This is a genomic window from Frankia sp. CgKIO3 (assembly GCF_977946435.1).
Genome location: NZ_CDWTMO010000126.1, coordinates 1 through 12,506, shown reverse-complemented (window position 1 = coordinate 12,506; position 12,506 = coordinate 1). Strand labels below are relative to the sequence as shown.

The 12,506-nt window shown below is 67.9% G+C and carries 11 protein-coding genes, 1 pseudogene and 1 riboswitch; of the genes and pseudogenes, 10 read left to right on the top strand and 2 right to left on the bottom strand.

Translation table 11 applies throughout. The features are described from left to right. The coding region (locus AC08OJ_RS14300; protein ID WP_476595968.1) for a hypothetical protein at positions 1–196 on the top strand (196 nt) is incomplete at its 5' end. Between the two features lie 36 nt (positions 197–232). Here the strand turns inward: AC08OJ_RS14300 and AC08OJ_RS14295 are convergent. Both AC08OJ_RS14295 and AC08OJ_RS14290 read right to left on the bottom strand, forming a co-directional pair. Beyond that, positions 233–412, bottom strand: a complete 180-nt coding sequence (locus AC08OJ_RS14295; RefSeq protein ID WP_476595969.1) for a DUF2568 domain-containing protein — start codon at positions 410–412, stop codon at positions 233–235. A gap of 404 nt (positions 413–816) precedes the next feature. After that, the gene (locus AC08OJ_RS14290; RefSeq protein WP_476593380.1) at positions 817–2,049 is read right to left on the bottom strand and encodes an ABC transporter substrate-binding protein; all 1,233 of its coding nucleotides are present in this window, start codon (positions 2,047–2,049) and stop codon (positions 817–819) included. Positions 2,050–2,217: 168 nt separating this feature from the next. Here AC08OJ_RS14290 and AC08OJ_RS14285 point away from each other — a divergent pair, with 168 nt between their 5' ends. From AC08OJ_RS14285 to AC08OJ_RS14245, 9 genes and pseudogenes are all read left to right on the top strand, one after another. Then, the gene (locus AC08OJ_RS14285; RefSeq protein WP_476593381.1) at positions 2,218–4,296 is read left to right on the top strand and encodes a branched-chain amino acid ABC transporter permease; all 2,079 of its coding nucleotides are present in this window, start codon (positions 2,218–2,220) and stop codon (positions 4,294–4,296) included. After that, complete coding sequence (locus tag AC08OJ_RS14280) at positions 4,293–5,819, top strand: ATP-binding cassette domain-containing protein (protein ID WP_476593382.1); 1,527 nt, start codon at positions 4,293–4,295, stop codon at positions 5,817–5,819. Before AC08OJ_RS14285 ends, AC08OJ_RS14280 begins: the two co-directional genes overlap by 4 nt. A gap of 144 nt (positions 5,820–5,963) precedes the next feature. Next, positions 5,964–6,072, top strand: a riboswitch (TPP riboswitch). Beyond that, positions 6,063–7,904 carry a phosphomethylpyrimidine synthase ThiC gene (gene thiC, locus AC08OJ_RS14275; protein ID WP_476593383.1) on the top strand — a complete coding sequence of 614 codons (1,842 nt, stop codon included), beginning with the start codon at positions 6,063–6,065 and terminating at the stop codon, positions 7,902–7,904. (Overlaps the previous riboswitch by 10 nt.) Positions 7,905–8,112: 208 nt before the next feature. Continuing rightward, positions 8,113–8,781 carry a CGNR zinc finger domain-containing protein gene (locus AC08OJ_RS14270; protein WP_476595967.1) on the top strand — a complete coding sequence of 223 codons (669 nt, stop codon included), beginning with the start codon at positions 8,113–8,115 and terminating at the stop codon, positions 8,779–8,781. A gap of 911 nt (positions 8,782–9,692) precedes the next feature. Beyond that, complete coding sequence (locus AC08OJ_RS14265; protein ID WP_462186614.1) at positions 9,693–9,929, top strand: hypothetical protein; 237 nt, start codon at positions 9,693–9,695, stop codon at positions 9,927–9,929. A gap of 68 nt (positions 9,930–9,997) precedes the next feature. Then, the gene (locus AC08OJ_RS14260; RefSeq protein ID WP_476593385.1) at positions 9,998–10,468 is read left to right on the top strand and encodes a DUF6879 family protein; all 471 of its coding nucleotides are present in this window, start codon (positions 9,998–10,000) and stop codon (positions 10,466–10,468) included. Continuing rightward, on the top strand, positions 10,437–11,345 hold the full coding sequence (locus tag AC08OJ_RS14255) for a helix-turn-helix domain-containing protein (protein WP_476593386.1): 909 nt from the start codon (positions 10,437–10,439) through the stop codon (positions 11,343–11,345). The genes AC08OJ_RS14260 and AC08OJ_RS14255 overlap by 32 nt, the downstream gene beginning before the upstream one ends. 624 nt (positions 11,346–11,969) lie before the next feature. After that, positions 11,970–12,218 (top strand): annotated as a pseudogene (locus AC08OJ_RS14250) (3'-5' exonuclease); the annotation flags it as partial. Between the two features lie 34 nt (positions 12,219–12,252). Further along, positions 12,253–12,506 (top strand): exonuclease domain-containing protein (locus AC08OJ_RS14245; RefSeq protein WP_476595966.1); only part of this gene is annotated, 254 nt, incomplete at its 3' end.

Genomic DNA, 12,506 nt, shown 5'->3' with positions numbered 1-12,506 from the left:
GCAGCTTGAGCAACTTGGCGGAAAGGGCATTGAGGCCAGCCGGCATTCAAATTTTCGCCGTTCTCCGACCGGAAGAAATCAGTTGACACGTGATGTGGACCGCGGCTTTCATGGAAGAATTATTCCACGCCTCGATGCGTCACGGCCGGCTCAGGTGGGACTCTTATCTAAACACCGGCTCCCTGGTGCGGCGTGAGGATCTGCGCGGACACCGTCGTCGTGACCAGGAAGATCACGAAGAGTAGTGCCCAGAGCGGATAACCGGCGCTCGCCCGAGCATCGCGGTGGCGACGAAGAGGGCCAGTTTCACCGCGAGTCGCGACGGTTGGCCGAGTCTGCGTGCTGCCCGCGGCGCCAGCCACCTACCCCAGATTCCGGCTGTCAGAAGTGGGAGGAGCCCGGCAAGGGTGATCTTGGCTGCTGTCGGCAGCGGATCCGGCTGGGCCTGGGGCCTGGGATCCGTGGGCGCGTGGTCCGGGTCGACCGTCTAGTCGTCTAGTCGTCTAGTCGTCTAGTCGTCTAGTCGTCTAGTCGTCTAGTCGTCTAACGCTGTTAGTCGATTCTAGCTAGCAATGTTAGTCAACCGCTTGTCAAGAAGCCGGTGCGCGTCGCGTCTGGGTGACCGGCTGCGGGGGCAGTCGACGCCGCCCTGTTCGGCGGCGTCGCGCCGGATGAGACATTGGGTCCGGATGAGACAGTGGGTGTTGTCCGATGAATCGGCGGCGCTGATCTGGACCGACCGGAGCCGCTCGCTGAGCGAGCCGTGCCGTGCCGCGGCCCGGATCGGTCCAGCCTGGCCCGGGTCGGCCCAGGTGATTAGTTGATCAGTTTGATGAGCTGGCGCCCGTCGAGCCAGTTGCCGGTGACATCGGTGAACGTGTTGTTCTTCCACGCCAGCAGCCGCACCGCCGTGTTGCAGACCGCCGGGAAGATGTCGATCTGCTTGCCGTCACAGGTGAACGGATGGGCCATGACGTTCGGGTGGTCGTGGGAGGCACGAAGCGCCGTGAGCAGGGCGGCCGAGGTCGGCTGGGCGGTACCGGCCAGCAGCGACCGGATGTTGAGGACGGCGGAGAAGGATCCCTGCGACGACGAGGAACGATCGGCCTCCGGGATCGCCTTACGGAACGCCGCCGTGTCGGCGTCACCATCGCTCGTCCCGACCGGCAGGTAGCTGGAAGCGAAGTAGAGGTTGTCGGTCCGGCCGCTGGCCGCGCGCGGCACCGCGGGGGTGGTGCAGGGACCGATGAAGTAGATGTCGCTGCGGATGTTCAGCGCCGCCGCGGCCTGGACGATCCGGGTGCACGTCGCTGCCTGGAACACCACGATGATCGCGTCTGGCTTGCCCGCCGCGACCTGGGTCAGGGCTGGCGCGAAGTCCGCCGCGTCGGATTTCTCTGGCACCAGTTTGATATCGGACACACCTTTATGGCGCAGGATGTTCTGTGATCCCTGGATAGCGGCGGACAGCAGGCCGGGCAGGTCGAGGTACAGCGCGTGCACGCTGCGCACATGCCGGATGTTCGTCAGATAGTCGGTGAGGCCGAGCAGCTCGCTGAGCGAACCGCCGGAAAACGCGAAGGCGTTGTGTGAGCCGAGTTCTCCGCTCAGCTGAGGAGAGCCGGTGACGTACGGGATGTGGGCGGTCTCGTATATCGGCATCGCCGCCTCCGCGCCGAAATCGATCCCGCCGACCACCGCGAGTGGTTTCGTGGCGACAAGCCGGTTGGCGCAGTTCTGGGAAGACTCCGGCGAGCCGTCGGTTGCGCAACTGATCAGCCGGAGCGGCCGACCGTCGAGCCCGCCCAGAGAGGTGTTGGCGTAGTCCACGGCGGCCTGAGCGGCCTTCCGGGTCTCCGGGTATGACCCGACAGTGCTGTTCTCAACCGTTACGAAGCCGACAGTGACCGGAGGCCCGGTCAGGCGGCTCGCCGCCGCGCTGCCACCGGCAGCTGCGCCGGACGAGCCACCGCGCTGACTCGTGCACCCGACGACGACAACGGACAAGGCTACGGAGAACGCGAGGAGGATGCGGGAGGCTTGTCTCACGGCTCGTGAAGCTACACTTCTGTCGTCCAGTTCTGGGGGCTTGACCGTCGACCGGTCTGGGGGCTTGACCGTCGACCGGCCGGACGGGGACTGTTGTGTGACCATGCGTCCGGTCTTCATCGCAGTTCGGATCTCTCTATCTGTAATAGATGCGTCTACGGGGGTCCGGTGACAACGTATATAGCAGCATTGCTGCTCGGCCTTGGCCCGGGGGCCGTGTACGCGGCGCTCGGGCTGGGGCTCGTGCTCACCTACCGCGCGTCCGGCGTGGTCAACATCGCCCATGGGGCGTTCGCTATGTACGTCACCTATCAGTACGCAGAACTACGGGAGGTCGGGGACCTCGTACTGCCCGTCGTCGGGATGCCGCCAAGAATTCATCTCACCGACACGCCCACCTTCGGGCTAGCCCTGTCAGCATCCCTCGCAATGGCGGCAATCCTAGCACTGGTATCCTATCTGGTTATTTTTCGGCCCTTGCGGCGTGCCCAGCCGCTGATGACGGTCGTGGCTGCGGTCGGCCTCACGATCGCGCTGCAGGCCGTCGCCGTGCTCCAGTTCGGATCTGACAACAGGTTCCTTAGCCCGGTGCTGCCGCAGTCACCGCTGTCCCTGCTGGGCGTGACCGTGGCGAGCGACCGGCTGCTGCTCGCCGTGTCGGTCATCGTGGTCGCCGCCGGTCTGTGGGCGATGTCGCGCTGGACGTTGTTCGGCCTGGCTACCCGCGCCGTCGCCGAGGATGAGCAGACCACCGCGCTTCTCGGTCGGCGGCCCGGGTGGATCGCCGCCGTCAACTGGGTCATTGCGGCCGTGCTCGCCGCTCTCGCCGGGATCCTCGTGGCGCCGATCAGTGCGCTGAATCCGACGAGCTACTCGCTGTTCGTCGTTCCCGCGCTCGCCGCCGCTCTGCTCGGTGGCCTGTCCTCGTTCGGTCTGACCGTCGTCGGAGCTCTCGGCCTCGGCATGACCCAGGCTGTCCTGATCCCGTTGCAACAGGACGTCTCCTGGTTGAACCAGCCGGGACTGCGCGCGCTGCTTCCGATGCTTCTGGTCATCGCGGTGGCGAGCCGGCGCGGGGACCTGATTCCCGGTCGCGCCGCGGGCGTCGCCGTGTCGGCTCCGATGCCGGTGGTCGAACCGCCGGAGTCTCCCCTGCGCCACCTCGCAATCGGTGTGCCGTTCGGGGTGGTCGCGATCCTCGTGCTGACCGGCCCCTACCGGCTCGGCCTCGAACGCAGCCTCGCTGGCGCCGTGGTGTGTCTGTCGTTCGTCGTGTTGACCGGGTACGTCGGACAGCTCTCGTTGGCGCAGATGACCCTCGCCGGTGTCGCCGGCTTCCTGTTGGCCAGACTCCAGGGTGAGCTGGGCGTGCCGTTCCCGATCGCACCCCTGCTCGCCACGGGTGCCGCCGCTGTGGCGGGCCTGCTGCTGGGGGTGCTGTCACGGCGGCTGCGTGGAATCGACCTGGCGTTGATCACTCTGATCGCCGGCGTCGCGATCCAGGAGGTGGTGTTCGGAAACCCGCTGGTCACCGGCGGGTTGGCCGGGTCGGTAGTACCGAATCCGAAGATCTTCGGCCTCGATCTCGGGCTCGCCGGTGCCGGGTTCCCTCGGCCGGAGTACGGGCTGCTGGCGTTGGCCGTGCTCGCCGCGTGCTGCTACGGGGTCGCCCGGCTGCGCACCGCGGACCTGGGCCGGCGCATGCTGGCCGTGCGCGCGAACGAACGGGCCGCTGCCGCAGCCGGGATCGACGTCCGTCGTACGAAGGTGCTCGCCTTCACTCTCTCCGCCGCGATCGCCGGTCTCGGCGGTTGCCTCATCGGCTATGGTCAGGGACGTCTGTCCTTCGACTCGTTCGGCGTCACGGCCTCGCTGTTCTTCCTGGCGATCGCGGCCGCCGGTGGGGTGACGAGCGTCGGCGGAGCGTTGCTGGGCGGCCTGCTGGTGCCGGGCGGAATCGTGTTCATCGTGCTGGACCAGGTTGCCGGGCTCGGCAAGTACCAGTCCGTGCTGTGCGGGATCGCCGTCGTGGTGCTGGCGGTGCTACGTCCGGCCGGGCTCGCGTACCGACCGCATCGGACGGCTCGCGCCGATCATCAGGGCCGCGTGGATCGGTCGGGTGGCACGCATCGGACCGGTTCTGGGCAGCGAACGCGTCGAGGAGATCACGTGCGACACCCGCAGCCGCCGGACCAGGGCCGGCCGAGCCTGACCCCGCATCCGGTCAACCCGGGCGGAGCCCCGTGACGGCGTTGCTGGCGGTCGACATGCTCGCCGCCGACCAGGGCCGTACGCGCATCCTCGAGGATGTCTCCTTCACCCTGTCGGCCGGCACCATCACCGGGCTCATCGGACCCAACGGAGCCGGAAAGACGACGTTGATCGACGCCCTCACCGGGTTTGCGTCGATCAGCGCGGGCACCGTCACGCTGGACGGTGCCGTGCTCGTCGGACTGCCGGCGCATGAGCGGCTGCGGTTGGGGCTCGCCCGCACCTTCCAGGCGCTGGAACTCTTCGACAGCCTGGAGGTCGGGGAGAACCTGGCCGTCGTCACGCCCCGGGCACCCGGACCCGCGGACGGGCCAGATCCGGCCCGGTCGCTCGGGCTCGCCACGATCGCCGACCGCCTGCCGTCGACGCTCTCCCACGACGAGCGGTCCTCGGTGGCTCTCGGCCGCGCCCTCGTCGCCGGGCCGAAGGTCCTGCTGCTGGACGAACCGGCCGCGGGTCTCGACCCGGCCGCCCGCCGGACGCTCGCCGACCGGCTGCGCCGCATCGCCGCCGACGGCATCGCCGTGCTGCTCGTCGACCACGATGTGAAGCTCGTCTTCGACGTATGCGACCACGTCCTCGTCCTGGACGGGGGCCGCGTCGTCGCGCGCGGTCGACCTGCCGAGGTGCGCGCCGATCCGGCGGTCCGCGCCGCCTATCTGGGCGGTGGTGAGCCGGACGGCGGCGACCGCGCCGGGCCTGCCCCGGCCTCTGCCTCCGGGTCCATGCCTGGCTCCACCCCGGCGCCGGCCCCCGGTCGAGGCGGGGGCGATCTGCTCGTGCTCGACCGGGTCACAAGCGGATACGACGGAGTTCCGGTGCTCCGGGACGTGTCGCTCACCGTCGGTGCCGGGGAGATCGTGGCGCTGCTCGGAGCGAACGGCGCGGGCAAGACGACGCTGATCCGCACGGCGGCGGGGCTGCTGACGCCGTCGAGGGGGCGGGTCAAGGTCCTCGATGACCGGTCGCGCCGGGCCGCGCCGAGCACACTCGCCCGCCGGGGGATGGCGGTCGTACCGCAGGGACGAGGGTCACTCGGGCGGTTGACCGTCCGCGAGAACCTGCGCCTGGCGGCCGGCCGGCGCTCATCCGGCGAGATCGGGCCGGTGTTGGACTGGTTCCCGGTGCTGCGCGGCCTGCTCGACCGGTCGGCCGGAGAACTGTCCGGGGGTGAGCGGCAACGGCTCGCGTTGGCTGTCGCTCTGGTGCGCAGACCGCGTCTGCTGCTGGTGGACGAGCTGTCGTTCGGCCTGGCACCCGGGGTCGCGCCGCAGCTGCTCGCCCTGCTGCGCACGATCGCCCTCGAGACGTCGACCGGCGTGCTGCTGGTCGAGCAGTTCGTCTCGCTTGCGTTGCAGGTGGCCGACCGTGGCTACGTTCTCGACCGGGGCCGGATCGCGCTGTCGGCGAGCGCGGCGGATCTCGTCGCGCGTCCCGAGCTCATCGAGACGGCCTACCTGGGCGGGAGTTCCGGGCCGGCGGCGGCCCCGGACCGCTGAGCTGGTCCGGCGTTCCCCGCCACGCGGAGAAACCGGGGTCCGGCGGAACAGGGCTCTCACGTCGCCCGATGGTGTGGGGCATGCGTCGGATGAACCGGAAGGGGTGGCGAGCGGGCCGGCGGTGTCTTACTGTCGACAAGCGTCGAAGTTGATCGCGGGAGCTCCGCCAAGGGGCTGAGAGGGCGGCTGGGGCCGCCGACCGCAGGAACCTGTCCGGGTAATGCCGGCGTAGGGAGTCTTAACATGGTGTCGCGCACCGACCGTTCGTCCTCCTCTGTCTCGTCCTCCTCCTCGTCCATCTCGGCCGCGGCGATGATGGCGGTCTCGACGGGTCCGCTGACGGGCAGCCGCAAGACCTGGTTGGTCGGTGTGGATCCCGATCTGCGGGTGCCGATGCGGGAGATCGTGCTGACCACGGGTGACACCGTCGTGGTGTACGACACCTCCGGTCCATATACCGACCCGGGGGTAACCATCGACGTGCACCGGGGTCTGCCGGCGACGCGGGACAGCTGGATCGCCCAGCGTGGCGACACCGCGCCGGATGAACAGCGGACCGTTCCCGGGACCGGGGCGCCCGGTTCTGGGACGCCCGGTCTTGGCGGGACGGATCTCGGCGGGCAGGTGCGAGTGCCCCGTCGGGCGGTGCCGGGACGGCCTTCCGTAACCCAGCTGGGCTACGCCCGCCGCGGTCAGATCACTCGGGAGATGGAGTTCGTTGCCCTGCGGGAGGGTCTTCCCGTCGAGACGGTGCGGGCGGAGATCGCCGCGGGGCGGGCCGTGCTGCCGGCGAACGTGAACCATCCCGAGTCCGAGCCGATGGCGATCGGCCGTGCGTTTCTCGTGAAGATCAATGCGAACCTCGGCAACTCGGCCGTTACCTCCTCAATCGAGGAAGAGGTCGAGAAGATGGTGTGGGCGACCCGCTGGGGCGCGGACACCGTGATGGACCTCTCGACCGGGTCGGACATCGCCCTGACCCGTGAGTGGATCATCCGCAACGCGCCGGTGCCGGTCGGGACCGTGCCGATCTACCAGGCGTTGGAGAAGGTCGGTGGCCGGCCGGAGAAGCTGTCCTGGGAGGTCTACCGGGACACCGTGATCGAGCAGTGCGAGCAGGGTGTGGACTACATGACGGTCCACGCGGGGGTGCTGCTGCGCTACGTGCCGCTGACCGCGCGGCGCAGGACCGGGATCGTCTCGCGCGGCGGCTCGATTCTGGCCTCCTGGTGCCTGGCCCATCACGAGGAGAACTTCCTCTACACCCACTTCGCCGAGCTGTGCGAGATCTTCGCCGCGTACGACGTCACGTTCTCCCTGGGCGACGGCCTGCGGCCCGGGTCCATCGCGGACGCGAACGATGAGGCACAGCTCGCCGAGCTCGTCACCCTGGGCGAGTTGACGCAGGTGGCGTGGGAGCACGACGTCCAGGTGATGATCGAGGGCCCCGGGCACGTGCCCATGAACAAGATCGAGGAGAACGTGCAGCTGCAGCGGGAGCTGTGCCACGACGCGCCGTTCTACACTCTCGGGCCGCTGACCACCGACATCGCCCCCGGCTACGATCACATCACCTCCGCGATCGGGGCGGCGATGATCGGATGGGCCGGTACCGCCATGCTCTGTTACGTCACCCCGAAGGAGCATCTCGGCTTGCCTGACCGGGACGACGTCAAGGCCGGCGTCATCGCCTACAAGATCGCCGCGCACGCCGCCGACCTCGCCAAGGGTCATCCCGGCGCGCAGGCCTGGGATGACGCCCTGTCGGACGCCCGGTTTGAATTCCGCTGGGCTGACCAGTTCCACCTCGCGCTCGACCCCGACACCGCACGCGCGTTCCACGACGAGACGCTGCCGGCCCCGGCCGCGAAGTCGGCGCACTTCTGTTCGATGTGCGGCCCGCACTTCTGCTCGATGAAGATTTCCCACCAGATGCGGGCACACGCGGGCGGGGACGGGCTGGACCCGGCCGGGCATGGCGCGGGCCCGGCCGGCGACGAGGCGGTCACCGCCGGCCTGCGGGAGAAGGCCGCCGAGTTCAACGTCGCCGGCAATCGGATCTACCTTCCGGTGGCCAACTCCTGACCGACCGTCCCGACGGGCTCCCGACGGGCTTCTGCCGGTCAGCGGCGGGCCCCGTCGGGCGCAGTGGTCCAGTGGTCCAGTGGTCCATAAAAGATATCTAAAAAAGATAGCTAAGACGATTACTTTGACGGGGGAGTAACCTCTCAAGAGGAAGTGGAGTGGTTATTTGGGCGATCGGCTCGAGGGGAGGTCTCCGATGAACCCGGACGTGCTGATCGGGTTGGGCGATCATCCGGTGCTGGACTTCGTCAACAGCCTCGCCTTCTCGGCGGACGGCCCGATCGAGTTGATCGCCGATGGGCGGAGCTACCTGCGCTGGCTCCAGCTCGCGGGGCTTGTCGGCACGGCCGAACGAGAGGCGCTGCCTGCTCGGTTCGGGCCCGAGGAGCTCGACCGCATCGCCGTCGCCGCGGTCGAGCTCCGGGAGTGGCTGCGGCCGCTCATCGGCGCCTGGGCGGGCGGCAGCTCCACCGTGCCGGACGAACCCACGCTGTCGCGACTGAATGGGCTGTTGGCCACCGACCATCGGTACGCGCGGCTTACCCGTGTTGGCGGTACCCCCGCGATCGTCGAAAGCGGGACGTGGGCATCCGCCGAGGTCCTCCTCGCCTTGCCGGCGCGGGCCGCCGCGGACCTGTTCGCGCATGGCAACCGGTCGCTCGTCCGCAACTGCGACGGCCCGACCTGCACGCTGTGGTTCTATGACCGCACCAAGGCCCACCAGCGTCGCTGGTGCAGCATGGCCATCTGCGGCAACCGGGCCAAGGCATGGGCGCACCGGGCCCGCCTCACCACTGGACGCGCTCCTGGCGCCTTAGCCGCGGAAGGTTCTGCGGTAGGCGTTCGGGGGACTGCGATGGCGTCGCGTAGGTGCTGACGTAGCGAAGCGGCGGGTGAAGGTTCGGCGACTCATCCCGGCGTGGGCGGCCAGGTCCTCCAGCCGGAGGGCATGGTCTAGCCGCTCAATTGACCGGCAGGCAGCGGCGCAGTAGAAAGAATCAAGGATGTCGAATGCATCGGTGGCGTTGGCCCTTGGGCGTCGGCCTCGCACTGAGCCGCCGGCGTAGTCTCCACCAGACTCGGGGCACCTCACGCCTGTTACGTGTTTGGCGAGGTTGTCAATCATGGCGATGTAGATCATCGCTTCGGAGCTGGCGGGTAGGACGGCGCGTAGCATCGACGTGTTCGAGGACGTCCGGCGGGGGACCGCAGGGAGCATCGACGATATCCTCACCTGGCTGCAGACTCCACCCACTGTTACAGAGAGTGAGAAGCGGGAGGGTATCGCCTGAGTCGCTTGGCGGCCCCCGTCGCCAATTGTGGTACGAATTGCAGTACAAGAGACCTTGAAGCGGCAGAGCCCCGCGCCTTGGACGGGGGCGCGGGGCTCTGGCCTGTCTCAACCGTGCGTGCCCCTGGTGGAGCGGCTTTCGAACGAGACATTCCGGACAGAACTAGATCAATTGTACCGTAGATCACTCAAGGTGAATACGGATAAGCAAGGCGCTACCGCCCGGCCCGAGGCGCGTGCCTGCCGCTGCGGGTGTGGCGAGACCGTGACGCAGTCTCGCCACTTCGTGAGTCAGGCTCATCAAGTGGTCTGGCTGCGGACGCAGCGGTATCTCGGTACGCGGAGTCGTCGGGAGAGAGTGGTGCAACTTGCCCCTACTTGTCCCAATCCGCCACCGGGGAGATCATCCCGCCGTCGTCCGTGGTTGACGTCCCCACGCCCGGTCAGCCACCATGGCCCGAAGAACGGTTCGCAATATTTCTAGCAACGGAGGCCCCGTGCGTGCCCGGTTCCTCGGCAAGGACCCTGACTCCCAGATAGACAACTCGCCCACCCTGTTCGCCACCGACCGTACGGACCGGGTGACCTACATCGCCCAGGGGTGGAAGGTGACCGACCCGCAGGCGCTTGCGGACATCGGCGCTGTCCCCGACCACGAGACCTTGATCGAGATCCCGGAAGACGTCCTGAAGTTCTACGTCCGCCGCTACCTGGAGCAGGAGGGGGAGCACTGAGCCAGCTCATCTCACCCGGCCCCGAGTTCCGGCAGTTCTTCCACTCCTTCGAGCACACCGCCTTCCGCTTGGAGGACCGCGACAGCTACGACGCGCCATACGAAAACGAGTCGTTGCGGAAGTTCCTCGCGGACGAGCCAGATGACCTTCCGTGGATGCAGAGCTGGTTGGACATGCTCCGGGAGGCGACGTCCGCGGGCCGCCGGTTCGCCCGCGTGCGGGTAGTGAGCCTGCCGCTGACCGACTACAGCCGCTTCGGGGTGTGGTGTGCGCAGTTCACAGGTGGTGCCGGCGAGGACATCCGCTACCTGACGCGCGACCTGGCCGAGGCCGGCGGCCTGCCAAACCACGACTACTGGCTGTTCGACTCGTCCAAGCTGGTTCGGATGCACTTCGACGATGACGCCCGCTTCCTGGGTGGTGAAGTAGGCGAAGACCCGGCCGAGATCGTGCAGCACAACTACTGGCGTGATGCCGCCTGGCACCACGCTGTAAGACGGGACGACTTTGCCACCGAACAGCACCTCCGGCGCGTCTAACGTCCACGAGACGCGTGGCGCGCTCGGCAAACGACTCCGCGAGCTTCGTACGTCGGCCGACCTGAGCGGCCGGCAGCTCGCGGAGTCGTTGTCGTGGCCGGCTTCCAAGGTCTCCAAGCTCGAAAACGGCCGCCAGGCGCCCACTGACGACGACATCAGGGGTTGGACGCGGGCAACCGGCAGTCAGGCGGAAGCCGAAAGCCTGCTCGCGGCCCTACACACGCTCGAAGTCCAGCACACGGAGTGGCAGCGCATCCTGCGGACTGGCCTGAAGCCGCGGCAGCAGGAGCTGATCGGGTGGGACGAGCGGACTCGGCTCTTCCGGGCGTTCGAGGCCACCGTGATCCCCGGTCTGCTCCAGACCGCCGAGTATGCGCGGGCACGGTTCGCCGAGGGCATCCGCCGGCTGAAGCTGCCGAACGACATCAACGAAGCCGTGGCCGCACGGGTCCGGCGACAAGAGATCTTGTACCGCTCCGACAAGCGGTTCCACTTCGTGCTGACCGAGGCGGCACTCAGGTTTCGGCTGTGCCCATCAGACGTCATGCTCGGCCAGCTCGACCGTCTGATCTCCTTCTCCCAGCTGCCCAACGTCCGGCTGGGGATCATCGGATTCGAGACGCAGTACGCCACGTCGCCGTGGCACGGCTTCTGGATATACGACACCGAGCGGGTACTGGTCGAGACCTTCAGTGCAGCCCTTGACCTGCGGCAACCGCAGGAGATCGAGCTATACGCGAGCGCCTTTGACCAACTCGCCGCCGTCGCCAGCTATGGCCGACCGGCCCGCGTGATCATCACCCGCGTACTCGATGACCTGGCCGCCGAAGTGGCCGAGGATGGCGCGGATTTTCGCGGGCAAGACGAGGAGGCTTGAGTTTCGAGAGATTCTGAGAAACATTCTTTCCAGGATCGTTCATGCCCCTTACCCTCCGAGTCAGGCCAATCACGGCCACACCTGACCAGGCCCCGGAGGGCAATGGTGACCACTCTCGTCCCCCTGCTTGCGAGCAGGCAGATCGAGCAACTTCCCACGCGGGCGCGCGAAGTGGTGGAGTACCGTAAAAGCGGGCTATCCCTCAACCATATCCAGGGCTGCCCGCTCGACTGCGCCTACTGCATCCGCCACACCTACGGGCTGTGGCCAACGCCAGCCCCGCGCCGTGATGAGCGACGCCGAGGCCGTGACCCAGCTCGTGGCCCACCCGTACTTCCGGGCGGACACCACCCCCCTATCCAGTTGTTCAACCGGGCCACCGAGCCGTTCCTCCCGGCGGTGAAGCCCCACACCTTCGCTGTGCTGGAAGACCTCGACGCTCGGGGCCTCGCTGGAAATCATCGACATCACGGACCGGGCTGTGGTGGTCGGCGGGCTCCCCCATGAGCAGCCCCGCTACTTCCTCCAACATGCCCTGCGCTTCCAAATCCACGATCTACGTCATCCTCACTACGCCGGACGGCACGGGCGTGCCGACATCGGCTGGGGCCAGGAGGAGGCATCGTGACGGATTGGACCAGCCGGGGCTACGTCGTCGTGGACGTGGAGGGCAACGGCGGGCGGCCGCCCGACCTCGTGGAGCTGGCCGCCGTCCCCGTCACCGGCGGCGCGATCGGGAAGCCGCTCAGCTGGCTGGTGCGTCCGGCCACTCCTATCACCGGTATCGCCCAGCGCATCCACGGCATCTCAAACCCAATGGTGGAAGAAGCTCCCATGTTCGCTGATATCGCCGAAGAGGTGCGCACCGCGCTGGAAAACACGGCAATCGTCGCCCACAACGCCCCCGTTGACCTCGGGATCTTGCACCGCAAGCTTCCCGGATTGGGCGCCGGGCGAAGTCTTCGACACCCTGAGGCTGGCCCGCCGGCTGCGGCCCGACCGGGTGAGCTACCGCCTGGGCGCACTCGTCGAAGCCTTTGGGTTGGCCGAAGGCATCCCACCGGAGCACAGGCCCCACCGCGCCGCCTATGACGCCCTGGTCACCGCCCGCCTTTTCGTACTTCTCGCGACACACCCAGGCGGCAGCCCGCTGTCCCTAGG

What these genes read in the sequence shown, in the direction of transcription:
- thiC (WP_476593383.1), top strand. Translation starts at nt 6,063, where the DNA reads ATGGTGTCGCGCACCGACCGTTCGTCCTCCTCTGTCTCGTCCTCCTCC.